Origin of the sequence: Xanthomonas sp. NCPPB 1067 (assembly GCF_020783795.1) — a bacterium.
In the GTDB taxonomy this organism is placed as follows: Bacteria; Pseudomonadota; Gammaproteobacteria; order Xanthomonadales; family Xanthomonadaceae; genus Xanthomonas; species Xanthomonas melonis.
The window spans coordinates 33,845-48,316 of sequence record NZ_JAJGQG010000025.1; the positions used below are offsets into that span (position 1 = coordinate 33,845).

General features: G+C 65.9%; 13 protein-coding genes. All 13 read left to right on the plus strand.

Annotation, left to right across the window (positions count from 1 at the left end):
* Window positions 1–24 precede the first annotated feature (24 nt).
* Entirely contained in the window at window positions 25–1,248 is a 1,224-nt protein-coding gene (flgE, locus tag LL962_RS16415) for a flagellar hook protein FlgE (protein WP_104588650.1), read from the plus strand.
* 142 nt (window positions 1,249–1,390) lie between these two features.
* Window positions 1,391–2,146: a flagellar basal-body rod protein FlgF gene (gene flgF / locus LL962_RS16420; RefSeq protein ID WP_104588649.1), complete on the plus strand. Its 756-nt coding sequence runs from the start codon at window positions 1,391–1,393 to the stop codon at window positions 2,144–2,146.
* Window positions 2,147–3,008: 862 nt separating this feature from the next.
* On the plus strand, window positions 3,009–3,794 hold the full coding sequence (flgG, locus tag LL962_RS16425) for a flagellar basal-body rod protein FlgG (RefSeq protein WP_029219820.1): 786 nt from the start codon (window positions 3,009–3,011) through the stop codon (window positions 3,792–3,794).
* Between the two features lie 38 nt (window positions 3,795–3,832).
* Window positions 3,833–4,525, plus strand: a complete 693-nt coding sequence (gene flgH / locus LL962_RS16430) for a flagellar basal body L-ring protein FlgH (protein WP_104588648.1) — start codon at window positions 3,833–3,835, stop codon at window positions 4,523–4,525.
* Between the two features lie 10 nt (window positions 4,526–4,535).
* The gene (locus LL962_RS16435; protein WP_104588647.1) at window positions 4,536–5,654 is read left to right on the plus strand and encodes a flagellar basal body P-ring protein FlgI; all 1,119 of its coding nucleotides are present in this window, start codon (window positions 4,536–4,538) and stop codon (window positions 5,652–5,654) included.
* Between the two features lies 1 nt (window position 5,655).
* Complete coding sequence (locus LL962_RS16440; protein WP_228317657.1) at window positions 5,656–6,846, plus strand: flagellar assembly peptidoglycan hydrolase FlgJ; 1,191 nt, start codon at window positions 5,656–5,658, stop codon at window positions 6,844–6,846.
* 11 nt (window positions 6,847–6,857) lie between these two features.
* Entirely contained in the window at window positions 6,858–8,732 is a 1,875-nt protein-coding gene (gene flgK, locus LL962_RS16445; protein WP_228317658.1) for a flagellar hook-associated protein FlgK, read from the plus strand.
* Window positions 8,732–9,937, plus strand: a complete 1,206-nt coding sequence (gene flgL / locus LL962_RS16450; RefSeq protein WP_228317659.1) for a flagellar hook-associated protein FlgL — start codon at window positions 8,732–8,734, stop codon at window positions 9,935–9,937. The genes flgK and flgL overlap by 1 nt, the downstream gene beginning before the upstream one ends.
* Before the next feature lie 316 nt (window positions 9,938–10,253).
* Window positions 10,254–11,456: a flagellin gene (locus LL962_RS16455; protein ID WP_228317660.1), complete on the plus strand. Its 1,203-nt coding sequence runs from the start codon at window positions 10,254–10,256 to the stop codon at window positions 11,454–11,456.
* A 228-nt stretch (window positions 11,457–11,684) separates the two neighbouring features.
* Window positions 11,685–13,010, plus strand: a complete 1,326-nt coding sequence (fliD, locus tag LL962_RS16460; RefSeq protein WP_441004881.1) for a flagellar filament capping protein FliD — start codon at window positions 11,685–11,687, stop codon at window positions 13,008–13,010.
* Between the two features lie 150 nt (window positions 13,011–13,160).
* Window positions 13,161–13,574: a flagellar export chaperone FliS gene (fliS, locus tag LL962_RS16465; protein ID WP_104588641.1), complete on the plus strand. Its 414-nt coding sequence runs from the start codon at window positions 13,161–13,163 to the stop codon at window positions 13,572–13,574.
* Between the two features lie 8 nt (window positions 13,575–13,582).
* Window positions 13,583–13,876, plus strand: coding sequence for a hypothetical protein (locus tag LL962_RS16470; protein WP_104588665.1), 294 nt, complete (start codon window positions 13,583–13,585; stop codon window positions 13,874–13,876).
* Window positions 13,876–14,442 carry a PilZ domain-containing protein gene (locus tag LL962_RS16475; RefSeq protein WP_228317662.1) on the plus strand — a complete coding sequence of 189 codons (567 nt, stop codon included), beginning with the start codon at window positions 13,876–13,878 and terminating at the stop codon, window positions 14,440–14,442. Before LL962_RS16470 ends, LL962_RS16475 begins: the two co-directional genes overlap by 1 nt.
* The last annotated feature ends 30 nt before the right edge of the window (window positions 14,443–14,472 follow it).

The following is a 14,472-nucleotide window of genomic DNA, read 5'->3' on the forward strand; positions in this document are numbered from 1 at the left end:
ACCGACACTCAAAGGAATACATCCATGTCTTTCAATACTTCGTTGTCCGGCATCACCGCAGCCAATGCCGACCTGAACGTCACCTCCAACAACATCGCCAACGTCAACACCACAGGTTTCAAGGAATCGCGCGCCGAATTCGCCGACATGTTCCAGAGCACCAGCTACGGCCTGTCGCGCAACGCAGTGGGTTCGGGCGTGCGGGTCAGCAACGTGGCGCAGCAGTTCTCGCAGGGCAATATCGACCCCACCGGGCGCAGCCTGGACCTGGCGGTCTCCGGCGAGGGCTTTTTCACCGTCTCGTCCAACGGCGCCAAGATGTTCACCCGTGCCGGCAACTTCCAGACCGACGCCAACGGCTATGTCATCAATCCGCAGGGCGCACGCCTGCAGGTGTTTGCCCCCAACCCCAGTGGCAACGGCTTCGACGTGGGCCGCCTGTCGGACCTGCAGTTGCTGACCACCGACAGCCCGCCCAAGTCGACCTCCACGGTCAATCTGGCCTTCACCCTGCCCGGCAATGCCACGTCCCCGACGGTGACCCCGTTCAACCCGGCCGACGACAAGACCTATAGCCACTCCACCGGCGGCATCAATGTCTACGACTCGCTGGGCGTCAGCCACGTGCAGACCTCGTATTTCGTCAAGACCGCCAACCCGAACGAGTGGCAGGTGCACAACTATGTGGACGGCGCGGCGGTCGGTGCGCCGACCACGCTGCAGTTCTCCAACACCGGCGCGCTGACCACGCCGGCCAACGGCATCATCGCGATGGACCCGTTCACCCCGAGCACCGGCGCCGGCGTGCTGAACATGCAGCTCAACGTCAGCGGTTCGACCCAGTACGGCGAAGCGTTCGCACTGCGCGACACCCGCCAGGACGGCTACGCCAGCGGCAAGCTCAACGAGATCAGCATCGACACCAGCGGCGTGGTGTTCGCGCGTTACTCCAACGGCGCCGACAAGCCGCTGGGGCAGGTCGCGCTGAGCAGCTTCGTCAACCCCCAGGGCCTGCAGTCGCAGGGCAACAACATGTGGGCCGAGAGCTACACCTCCGGCGCTCCACGCACCGGCGCCCCGGATACCTCGGACCTGGGCCAGATCGAGTCCGGTTCGCTGGAATCCTCCACCGTGGACCTGACCGAGCAGCTGGTGAACATGATCGTGGCCCAGCGCAACTTCCAGGCCAACTCGCAGATGATCTCGACCCAGGATCAGGTCACCCAGACCATCATCAATATTCGGTAAGCCGGGAGGGGTGATTGGGGATTAGGGATTGGCAAAAGCTGGCATCACGAGCAGTGGATGCCAGCAGCCGCCCTCATCCTTACCGCCAGCAACAGCCCGCTTTTACGAATCCCGATTCTCGAATTCCCAATCCCGGTGCCCCATGGACAAAGCCCTCTACGTTGCGATGACCGGTGCCCGCGCCTCCCTGCAGGCGCAGAGCACCGTGTCGCACAATCTCGCCAATGTCGATACGGTGGGATTCAAGGCTGCGCTGGCCAATACCGAAGCGTTCAAGATCCAGGGCAAGGGATATCCGTCGCGGATCGATGCCTTGCACGTGGACCAGGGCTTCGACCGCAGCCAGGGCCACCAGAAGGTCACCGGCAATCCGCTGGACGTGTCGCTGCAGCAGGACCGCTGGCTGGCGGTGCAATCGCCCGACGGCAGCGAGGCCTACACCCGCAATGGCGAACTTGCGCTCACCGCCAATGGCCAGCTGGTCACCGCCAACGGGCATGCGGTGCTGGATGAGGGCGGCAACCCGATGACCATCCCGCCGCACCAGGCGATGGAGATCGGCAGCGACGGCAGCATTTCGATCATCCCGCAGGGCGAAGGTCCGCAGACCATGGCCATCGTCGGCAGGATGAAGGTGGTCGACGCCCCCGCCGACCGTTTGACGCGGCGCCCGGACGGGCTGATGCGCAACACCAGCACCGACCCGGCACAGGCCTTCGCGCTGGCCACCGGCAAGACCGTCAACAGCGGCATGCTGGAGGGCAGCAATGTGGACGCGGCCGGTGCGCTGGTGGAAATGATCCAGCTGCAGCGGCAGTTCGAAATGCAGGTCAAGATCATCAAGAACGGCGACGACAACGCGCAATCGTCCAATTCGCTGCTACGGGTGAGCGGCTAAGAGCGGCTAACAGTCGGCTTGCCGCTCTGCCAATCACCTGGATGGCGGCCGCCAGGGAGACATGGCTGCCATCTCGTTTGGCTTCAGCGGTCCCGTGGGTGGTTCGTACGCGATTGACGCTGACTGGAGATGGTGTGACGGCCGGGTGCGGGTGGCGACGCTGTTGCTCTGAACTTTCCCTGCGGATTTGCTGCAGAGCGGCTGGTCTGTGGCTTGTTGCAGGGCCCTTGCCCGCCCACCATCGCAGGACACGCCGCAAGTACGTCCTTGTAGGCTCTTACGCGGCATCCATGCCGCGTAAGGTCCCGCGACGGTGAGCGGGCAAGGACCATCGAAGGTGGTCGGTGCGCAAGACGCAAACAATGAAGGCGCACCCCATCATCTTCTCGATGCAAGCCGAGCGATGGACAAGCTTTGAGACAGCAACCGACAAACTCTCTGGTGCGGTGTCATCGCCGATTGCGGGACCGTGTGGCGGCATGGATGCCGCCACCGAGCCTACAGGGACGTACTTGCGGCGTGTCCCGCGAGCGGTGAGGACACCGCACGCTCGACCGATCAGGCTGTTGACTGCGTGGCAATGCCAGCGGGCAAATCCCAAGAACCTTTCCGGACGCAGCACCAAGGGTTCACACGTCGTCTAACACATCGCTGACCGGCAGACGATTTACCGCGCCCGCCACGCCACTCAGGTTCCACCGCTTCCGTCTGGCCGCTGCCGGCCCTGCCCGCCCAGGCCGCCGCGCCCGCTCCGCGTGACCCACCGCACACCCGGCAGAAATCCGACGCGGATTTGGCACGCCACGTGCATCTACCCGCCCGTACCCGGAACACATCCCCGGGTCTAACGAGGAATCGGGTCATGAATCAGGCTTTGTGGGTCGCCAAAACCGGACTGGATGCGCAGCAGACGCGCATGTCGGTCATTTCCAACAACCTGGCCAACACCAATACCACCGGCTTCAAGCGCGACCGTGCCGCGTTCGAGGACTTGCTGTACCAACAGGTGCGTGCACCGGGCGGCTCGACCTCGGCGCAGACGCAGCTGCCGACCGGCCTGCAGCTGGGCACCGGCGTGCGCGTGGTCTCCACCTTCAAGGGCTTCGACCAGGGCAGCCAGCAGCAGACCGGCCGCGCGCTGGACGTGATGGTCAACGGCCGCGGCTTCTTCGAAGTGCAGATGCCCGACGGCACCTCCGCCTACACCCGCGACGGCACCTTCCAGATCAATGCGCAGGGCGAGCTGGTCACCAACAGCGGCTACCCGCTGCAGCCGGGCATCCAGATTCCCGAGGGCGCGCAGTCGCTGACCATCGGCAACGACGGCACCATCAGCGTGACCCTGGCCGGCCAGGCCGCGGCTCAGGAAATCGGTGCGCTGACCCTGACCGACTTCATCAACCCCTCGGGCCTGCAGGCCAAGGGCGAAAACCTGTTCGTCGAGACCACCGCGTCGGGCCCAGCGCAGAACGGCAGCCCCGGTCTCAACGGCCTGGGCACCACCGTGCAGGGCGCGCTGGAAGGCAGCAACGTCAATACCGTGGAAGAGCTGGTGAGCATGATCGAAACCCAGCGCGCCTACGAAATGAACGCCAAGGCCATCTCCACCACCGACTCGATGCTCGGCTACTTGAACAACAACGTCTGATCGGCCCGCCGCTCACCGACCTCTCAGGAATCCACGCCATGTCCCGCCTGCCTTCCCTGCCCTCCCTGGGCTTCGCCATCGCCTGCAGCGCGCTGCTGGGCGGCTGCGTGGCCGCCGGCGATGTCCGCCCATTCGCCGAAATGGCGCCGATCGTGCCGGTGGTTGCGCCGGTGGCGCAGCCCACCGCCGGCGCGATCTATGCCGCCGGCCCCAGCCTGAATCTGTATGGCGACCGCCGCGCCCGCGATGTCGGCGATCTGCTGACGGTGAACCTGGTCGAAAGCACCACTGCCTCTTCCACCGCCAATACCAGCGTCAGCAAGGCCGACACCGTGGACATGAGCACCCCCACGCTGCTGGGCGTGCCGCTCACCGTCAACGGCACCGACGTGCTGCGCAACTCCACCAGCGGCGATCGCACGTTCGCCGGCAAGGGCAACACCGCACAAAGCAACCGCATGCAGGGCAGCGTGACCGTCACCGTGGTACAGCGCCTGCCCAACGGCAACCTGGTGATCCAGGGACAGAAGCAGCTGCGTCTGACCCAGGGCGACGAACTGGTGCAGGTGCAGGGCATCGTGCGCGCCGCCGACATCGCTCCGGACAACACCGTGCCCTCGAGCAAGGTGGCCGATGCCCGCATCGCCTACGGCGGCCGCGGCGCCATCGCGCAGTCCAACGCCATGGGCTGGTTGAGCCGCTTCTTCAACTCCCGTCTGTCGCCCTACTGAGCCTGCGACCATGAACCTGTCTTCCCTGCCCTTGCGTCTGCTCGCCGCTGCCGTCGCCCTGTGCGCGATCGCCGCGCCGGCCAGCGCCGAACGCATCAAGGATCTCGCCCAGGTCGGCGGCGTGCGCGGCAATGCGCTGGTCGGCTATGGCCTGGTGGTCGGCCTGGACGGCAGCGGCGACCGCACCAGCCAGGCGCCCTTCACCGTGCAGAGCCTGAAGAACCTGCTCGGCGAACTGGGCGTCAATGTTCCGGCGAACGTCAATCCGCAGCTGAAAAACGTCGCCGCGGTGGCCATCCACGCCGAATTGCCGCCGTTCGCCAAGCCGGGCCAGCCGATCGACATCACCGTCTCCTCGATCGGCAACGCGGTCTCGCTGCGTGGCGGTTCGCTGCTGATGGCACCGCTGAAAGGCGCCGACGGCCAGGTCTATGCGATGGCCCAGGGCAACCTGGTGGTCGGCGGCTTCGGCGCGCAGGGCAAGGACGGCTCGCGGGTATCGGTCAACATTCCCAGCGTCGGCCGCATTCCCAACGGCGCCACGGTCGAGCGCGCCCTGCCGGACGTATTCGCCGGCAGCGGCGAGATCACCCTCAACCTGCACCAGAACGATTTCACCACCGTCTCGCGCATGGTCGCGGCGATCGACAACAGCTTCGGTGCCGGCACCGCGCGTGCGGTCGATGGCGTGACCGTGGCGGTGCGCTCGCCGACCGATCCGGGCGCACGCATCGGCCTGCTGTCGCGACTGGAAAACGTCGAACTCTCGCCCGGCGATGCACCGGCCAAGGTGGTGGTCAACGCACGCACCGGTACCGTGGTCATCGGCCAGCTGGTGCGGGTGATGCCGGCCGCCATCGCGCATGGCTCGCTCACCGTGACAATCAGCGAGAACCTCAACGTCAGCCAGCCGGGCGCCTTCAGCGGCGGCCGCACCGCAGTGACGCCGCAATCGACGATCACCGCCACCGCCGAAGGCAGCCGCATGTTCAAGTTCGAAGGCGGCACCACGCTCGACCAGATCGTCCGCGCGGTCAACGAAGTCGGCGCGGCTCCCGGCGACCTGGTCGCCATCCTGGAAGCCCTGAAGCAGGCTGGCGCGCTGACGGCGGAGCTAGAGGTGATCTGACATGCGTATCGCAGCCTCGCCCATTGATCTCAACCCGAGCACCAAGGCCGATCCCGCCAAGATCGACAAGGTCTCCCGTCAGCTCGAAGGACAGTTCGCGCAGATGCTGGTCAAGAGCATGCGCGATGCGAGCTCCGGCGACCCGATGTTTCCGGGCGAAAACCAGATGTTCCGCGAGATGTACGACCAGCAGATGGCCAAGGCGTTGACCGAGGGCAAGGGGCTGGGGCTGTCGGCGATGATCGCCAAGCAGTTGGGCGGCCAGACCGGCGGCCCGGCGTTGAACACCGCGTTGAACACCGCCGAGGCGGCCAAGGCGTACGCCCTGGTTGCCGGCAAGCGCGACGCCTCGTTGCCGCTGCCCGCACGCGATGGCGCGGCAGGCGGTGTGGGTGCGGCGATCGGCAGCGTCGTCGGTGCGGCTGCAGGACTCGGCACCGGTGGCCTGAGCGGCATCGGCATGAGCCAGGTGCTGGACCTGATCGCCGGGCGCACCGGCGGTGGCGAGTCCGGTGGCGACGATGCGGCTGCACTGAGCTGGCCCTCGGCCAACGACCGCTGGACCGACGTGGCCGCCAGCGACGCGGCCGACGCCAACGCCGCGGTCACCGCGAGCGCCGCCAGCAGCGCCGCCGCCAGCCTGGGCGAGCGCACCCCGGAAGGCTTCGTCGCCAAGATCTGGACGCATGCCCAGAAGGCCGCGCGCGAACTGGGCGTGGACCCGCGTGCACTGGTGGCGCAGGCCGCGCTGGAAACCGGCTGGGGCCGCCGCGGCATCGGCAACGGCGGCGATTCCAACAACCTGTTCGGGATCAAGGCCACCGGCTGGAACGGCGCCAGGGTCACCACCGGCACCCACGAGTACGTCAACGGCGTCAAGACCACCGAGACCGCCGATTTCCGCGCCTACGGCTCGGCCGAGGAGAGCTTCGCCGACTACGTGCGGCTGCTGAAGAACAACAGCCGCTACCAGCCGGCACTGCGCGCCGGCACCGACATCCGCGGTTTTGCACGCGGCTTGCAACAGGCTGGCTACGCCACCGATCCGGGCTATGCGGCCAAGATCGCGGCGATCGCCAACGGTCCGACCATCGACCGTGCGGTGGCCGCGATCGGCAACGCGGCGGCCGATCTGTCCAATCGCTATGCCAGTACCGCCGAACCGGCCGGGTTCGGCACCCTTCGTCGCTGAGGTAAACGCCCATGTCCATCATGTCCACCGGGACCAGCGCGCTGATCGCCTTCCAACGGGCGTTGTCGACCGTTAGCCATAACGTCGCCAACATCAACACCGAAGGCTACAGCCGCCAACGTGTGGAATTCGCAACGCGCACGCCCACCGACATGGGCTACGCGTTCGTGGGCAATGGCGCCAAGATCACCGAAGTGGGCCGGGTGGCCGACCAGCTGGCCATCTCGCGGCTGCTCGACAGCGGCGGCGAACTCTCGCGCCTGCAGCAGCTGTCTTCGCTGTCCAACCGCGTGGACGCCCTGTACTCCAACACCGCCACCAACGTGGCCGGGCTGTGGTCGAACTTCTTCGACGCCACCAGCGCGCTGTCGTCCAATGCCTCCTCCACTGCCGAGCGCCAAAGCATGCTCGACGCCGGCGGTTCGCTGGCGACCCGCTTCAAGCAGCTCAACGGGCAGATGGACAGCCTGAGCAATGAAGTCAACAGCGGATTGACCTCCTCGGTGGACGAAGTCAACCGCCTGACCCAGCAGATCGCCAAGATCAACGGCACCATCGGCAACAGTGTCGACAGCGCCGCGCCGGACCTGCTCGATCAACGCGACGCACTGGTGAGCAAGCTGGTCGGCTACACCGGCGGCACCGCGGTGATCCAGGACGGCGGCTTCATGAATGTCTTTACCGCCGGCGGCCAGGCGCTGGTGGTAGGCACCACCTCGGCCAGGCTCACCACGGTGGCCGACCCGTATCAGCCGACCAAGCTGCAGGTGGCGATGCAGACCCAAGGCCAGAACGTCAGCCTCAGCGCCAACTCGCTGGGGGGGCAGATCGGCGGTCTGCTGGAATTCCGCAGCAACGTGCTCGAACCGACCCAGGCCGAACTGGGCCGTCTGGCGGTCGGCATGGCCAGCACCTTCAACGCCGGCCACGCACAGGGTATGGACCTGTATGGCGCGATGGGCGGCAACTTCTTCAATATCGGTGCGCCGACCACCGCTGCCCACCCGAACAACACCGGCACCGCCGCGCTGACGGCCAGCTTCGGCAACATGGCCGCGGTGGACGGGCAGAACGTCACGCTCAGCTTTGATGGCGGCGCGTGGAAGGCCACCAACGCCAGCACCGGCGCGACGATGACGATGACCGGCACCGGCAGCGCGGCCGATCCGCTGCTGCTCAACGGCGTGCGCGTCGTGGTCGGCGGCACCCCGGCCAATGGCGACAAGTTCCTGCTGCAGCCCACCTCCGGGTTGGCCGGCACGCTGTCGGTGGCCATCACCGACCCCTCGCGGATCGCCGCCGCCACCCCGGTCAAGGCCACCGCCACGGTCGCCAACCTGGGCACCGGCAAGATCAGCGACGTCAAGGTCACCAACGCGCAGAATCCGGCGCTGCTGACGCCGGCGTCGATCGAGTTCATCGATGCCAACCAGTACACCATCGACGGCGCCGGCCCCTTCGCCTACACCGCCGGCCAGACCGTGAGCGCCAATGGCTGGAGCTTCGTGCTCGATGGCGCGCCCAGGGCTGGGGACACCTTCGGGGTCGGCCCGATGGGCGCCGGCTCCAGCGACAACGGCAACGCCAAGCTGCTGGCCAAGATCGACGATGCCAAGGCGCTCAACAGCGGCACGGTCACGCTCAACGGCGCACTGGCGGGCCTGACCACCTCGGTGGGTTCGGCCGCACGCGCGGCCGACTACGCGGCCGACGCGCAGAAGGTGATCAACGATCAGGCGCAGGCCAGCCGTGATTCGATTTCCGGCGTCAACCTCGACGAGGAAGCCGCCAACATGCTGAAGCTGCAGCAGGCCTACCAGGCCGCCGCACAGATGATCTCCACCGCCGACACCATCTTCCAAGCCATCCTGGGCGCCGTACGCTGATGACCGACCGTATCTCCACCAGCATGATGTACAGCCAGTCGGTCGCCTCGATGACCGCCAAGCAATCGCGGCTGAACCAGCTCGAATCGCAGCTGTCCAGCGGGCAACGCCTGGTCACCGCCAAGGACGACCCGGTCGCGGCCGGCACCGCCGTGGGCCTGGATCGCGCCCTGGCGGCGATCACCCGCTTCGGCGAGAACGCCAACAACGTGCAGAACCGGCTCAACCTGCAGGAAAATGCGCTGTCGCAGGCCGGCGACAAAATGGCGCGCGTCACCGAATTGGCGGTGCAGGCCAACAACTCCTCGCTCAGCCCCGACGATCGCAAGGCCATCGCCTCCGAGTTGACCGCAGTGCGCGACAGCCTGGTGAGCCTGGCCAACAGCACCGACGGCACCGGACGCTACCTGTTCGGCGGCACCGCCGACGCCAGTGCTCCGTTCGTCAAGAGCGGCGGCAATGTCGTCTACAACGGCGACCAGACCCAGAAGCAGGTCGAAGTGGCGCCGGATACCTTCGTCAGCGACACCCTGCCCGGCAGCGAGATCTTCATGCGCATCCGTACCGGCGACGGCAGCGTGGACGCGCACGCCAATGCCGCCAATGCCGGCACCGGGCTGTTGCTGGATTTCAGCCGCGACGCGAGCACCGGCAGCTGGAACGGCGGCAGTTACAGCGTGCAGTTCACCGCCGCCACTACCTATGAAGTGCGCGACAGCACCAATGCGGTGGTGGGCACCGGCACCTACAAGGAAGGCGAGGACATCACCGCCGCCGGCGTGCGCCTGCGCATCAGCGGCGCACCGGCAGTGGGCGACAGCTTCCAGATCGGCGCCTCCGGTACCAAGGACGTGTTCTCCACCATCGACGACCTGGTCGGTGCGCTGAACTCGGACACCCTGACTCCGCCGCAGAAGGCGGCGATGATCAACACCCTGCAGTCGTCGATGCGCGACATCGCCCAGGCATCGTCGAAGATGATCGATGCGCGCGCCTCCGGTGGCGCGCAGCTGTCGGCCATCGACAATGCCAATTCCCTGCTCGACTCCAACGAAGTCACGCTCAAGACCACCCTGTCGTCGATCCGCGACCTGGATTACGCCTCGGCGATCGGGCAGTACGAACTCGAGAAGGCCTCGTTGCAGGCCGCTCAAACGATTTTCCAGCAGATGCAGTCGTCGTCGTTGTTCAACCTGATCCGCTGATTTGCAGCAGAAACGCTGCGTTTTCTTCGCTTCTGCGCGGCCGTCGCCGCGCGCAGGGACGGAGTTTATTTTTCGGGTTTTATACCCAGCCTAAAGATCTGCGGGGTGCTGCCGAATAATCCAAACCCCTTGATACACAACGCTTACGCATTTCGCCCCGACGCGGAAACGCAGTAAAAAAATACTGAAATCCGCTAAAGGTTCCCGACGCAACGCCGTTATTCATCTCAGCAGCGGCAACGGCCAACTTGATGGCCCCCCTGCGGAGGCTCCAGGCAAGCCCCCTTGCCGGAAAAATCGCTTAGGAGAAATCAAAATGGCACAGGTAATCAACACCAATGTAATGTCGCTGAACGCTCAGCGTAACCTCAACACCAGCAGCGCGAGCATGCAGACCAGCATCCAGCGCCTGTCTTCCGGCTCGCGCATTAACAGCGCCAAGGACGACGCCGCCGGTCTGGCGATCTCCGAACGTTTCACCACGCAGATCCGCGGCCTGGACGTCGCCTCGCGCAACGCCAACGACGGCATCTCGCTGGCCCAGACCGCCGAAGGCGCGATGGTCGAAATCGGCAACAACCTGCAGCGTATCCGCGAACTGTCGGTGCAGTCGTCCAATGCCACCAACTCGCAGACCGACCGGGACGCGCTGAACTCGGAAGTCAAGCAGCTGACCGCCGAAATCGACCGCGTCGCCAACCAGACCAACTTCAACGGCACCAAGCTGTTGAACGGCGACTTCTCCGGCGCGCTGTTCCAGGTCGGCGCCGACGCCGGCCAGACCATCGGCATCAACAGCATCGTCGACGCCAATGTCGATTCGCTGGGCAAGGCCAACTTCGCTGCCGCTGTCTCCGGCGCTGGCGTAACCGGCACCGCGACCGCATCGGGTTCGATCACCGGTATCTCGCTGGCGTTCAACGACGCCAGCGGCACTGCCAAGACGGTCACGATCGGCGACGTGAAGGTTGCCAGCGGCGACGACGCAGCGGCGATCAACAAGAAGGTGGCGGCGGCGATCAACGACAAGCTCGACCAGACCGGCATGTACGCCTCGATCGACACCGGCGGCAACCTCAAGCTGGAATCGCTCAAGGCCGGTCAGGACTTCACCTCGCTGACCATGGGCAGCACCACCGGCGCCACGGGTGTCACGGTCGGCGCCGGCCTGCAGACCGCTTCGGCCGCTTCCGGCTCGACCGCTTCCACCCTGAGCAGCCTGGATATCTCCACGTTCTCCGGCTCGCAGAAGGCCCTGGAAATCGTCGACAAGGCGCTGACCGCGGTCAACTCCTCGCGCGCCGACATGGGTGCGGTGCAGAACCGCTTCACCTCCACCATCGCCAACCTGAGCGCAACCTCGGAAAACCTGTCGGCCTCGCGTAGCCGTATCCGCGACACCGACTACGCCAAGGAAACCGCCGAGCTGACCCGCACGCAGATCCTGCAGCAGGCCGGTACCGCGATGCTGGCCCAGGCCAAGTCGGTTCCGCAGAACGTGCTGAGCCTGCTGCAGTAATCGGCAGCGTCCTCCGGTGCATCAGAGCCCCTCTTCGGAGGGGCTTTTTCATTGGCAACATTCTGACCGGCGGCCCCAGATGCGCAGGGAAGTCTACTTCGGGTACGGAACTTGCATCGCTTACAGAGACGAGTGAAGGCGGCGGCGGCGCTAAAGTCCTCCCGACCGCGGCCGATACCCGTCTCGTAATCCCATGCGCCCGCACCCGGGCGCTCATGCGAGGAATGCATTATGGCAACGTCCGGCGTCACCACCGGCGGTATCGATGTCCCGACCCTGGTGTCCACCCTGGTTTCGCGGCGCAAGCAGCCTGCCGCCGAAGTGATCAACCGGGCGGGGACCGCCGCCACGACCCAGCTGTCGGCGATCAGCCAGGTCAAGAGCAGTGCGACAACGCTCAAGGCCGCCTTGGACAAGGTGGTCAGCAGTGCCGATACGGCTGCCTACAAGACCACGGTGCAGACCGACGCCGGCTTCACCGCTACCGCCACCAGCAGCGCTGCGCCAGGCAGCTACTCGGTGGAAGTGGCCCGGTTGGCCACCGCACAGAAACTCTCCTCCGCCGCCTATGCCGCCGACGCGCCCGTGGGCAGCGGCACGCTGACCCTGGGCTATGGCGACCAGAGCATCACCGTCGATGTCAGCGGCACCGACAAGCTCACCGACATCGCCGCGGCCATCAACAAGGCGGCCGGCGGCAAGGGCGTGACCGCCAGCGTGGTGACCGCCGACGACGGGCAGCATCTGGTCTTCAACGCGATCGATACCGGCGTCAAGGGAGCGCTGACGGTCAGCGCCAGCGATCCCAGCCTGAGCGCCCTGACCTTCGGCAACGGCGCCACCGGCGGCATGCGCGAAGCGGTGGCGGCGGCCGATGCGCTGGTGCGCGTGGACGGTTTCGAGCGCACCTCCAGTTCCAACACCATCACCGGCCTGGTCCCGGGTGCAGTACTCACCCTGACCAAGGCGGCTGAAGGCAGCAAGTTCAGTCTGAACATCGCACCGGACAGCGGCACCCTCAAGGGCAACCTCACCGCCTTTGCGGCCGCCTACAACACCACCAACACCCTGCTGAAGAACAGCAGCGCCTACAACGCCGATACCAGGACCGCCGCCGCGCTGACCGGTGATTCCCTGGTGCGTGGCCTGCAGCAGCAGTTGCGCAGCCAGGTGGCAGGCAATCTGAATGATCTCAAGGCGCTGGGCCTGACCCTGGACAAGGACGGGGTGATGAGTTTCGACGGCAGCAAGTTCGACAGCGCGATCAATGCCGATCCCGATGCCGCCGCCGCTGCGCTCGGCAAGGACAGCAAGTTCGGCAGCGGCATGACCAAGTTGCTGGATGCCAATCTCAACGCCAACAACGGCGCGCTGACCTTGCGCTCGGACAGCCTGAACCGGGAGATCAAGGGCTATGAGAAGGATCTGGACGATCTCGACAGCCGCATGGAAAAACTGTCCGACATGTACACCAAGCAATTCATCGCATTGGACAACATGATCAGCAAGCTGCAGGGCACCAGCACCTCGCTCAGCAATCTGTTCGCAAAGTAATTTCCGTGATCGCGATCCTCAAGTCCTGTCAGGGAATTGCCGATACCAAAAGGGCACATCGTCATCCCTGACTTGCCCATCGGCCGGAGCGTCGTCGTAGACGCGCAACGCCCCTGGACCGGCAAACGCCAGCCCATTGAGGAATCATCCATGTACGGTTCAAATCGTCAGTACGCCGAGCAATACCGCAAGGTCGGCGTGTCCACCAGCGTGACCGAAGCCGACCCGCACAAACTGGTCTCGCTGCTGTTCGCCGGCGCCTGCCAGCGCATCCGGCTGGCCCAGGCCTGCCTGGTGCAGGGCGATCAGGCGCGCAAGGGCAAGGCCATCGGCGAGGCCTGCGCGATCGTCGGCCACTTGAACGGTTCGCTCGATCACGAAGCCGGCGGCGAGATTGCCGGTAACCTGTCGGCGCTGTACGACTACGTGATGCAGCGGCTGACTGCCGCCAACCTGCACAACGACGAATCCGCCTTGACCGAAGCGCTGGACCTGCTCAGCGAAATCGATTCGGCGTGGAACTCCATCCCCCTCGAACAACGCGGCCTCTCTGCCGTTTCGTGAGCCCCATCATGCATAGCGCGCAAAGTCTGCAAGCCGAAATCGCCGATCTGCGCAGCGCCCTGGCGCACGAGGACTTCGACGCGATGCCGCAGATGCTGGACGCCCACGAACTGCACGTGCGCCAGTACGCACAGCAGGCCGATGTCGAGCAGGATCGCGACGCGTTGCAGACCTTGTTGAGCATGCACCACGATCTGGTGCGGGCGATGCGCGAGCGCCAGCACAAGCTGGTGGAACTGATGCGCGCCCAGCGCACGTCCTCCAGCGCCAGCCGCGCCTACGCACGGGTCGGGCGGATCTGATGTCCGCGCCCGGCACCCTCGCGCCATCGGCCGAGGCCGCGCTGTTCGCCGATACGCTCAGCTGCCAGTTGCGCCTGCCTGCCGGCTTTCGAGCCGGGGCCGATGCGGGCGCGCACAGCGCTGCGGAAGCGCTATTGCGCAGCCTCGGGCAGGTCGAGGATCTCCGTAGCGAAGAGGCCGGCGAAGACCGTGGCGAACTGCCGCTGCTGGTGCAGTGCATGGATGCCAAACTCGACCTGATGCTGGCGCTGATCGGCCGCCTGGTGCGCCAGGGCGATGGCGGCCTGGGCCCGACCATGGTGCATTGGTCGGTGCGCGGCATCCGGCTCGCCTGCGCAACCACCCATGCGGCGGGCACCACGGGAGTGGTCTGCCTGCAACCTTCCGACTGGCTTCCTGAACTCGTACAGCTTCCGGCACATGTGGTGGCAAGCGCGAGCGACGGGCACGATCATTGGCTATGGCTGGGTTTCGCGCCGCTGTCGCCGGGCCTGCAGGATGCGCTGGAACGCCATCTGTTCCGCCTGCATCGCCGCGAGATCGCCGAGGCCCGCCGCCAGCGCTGACGACGCCAGTTGGCGCCGGGCGTCGTGTCG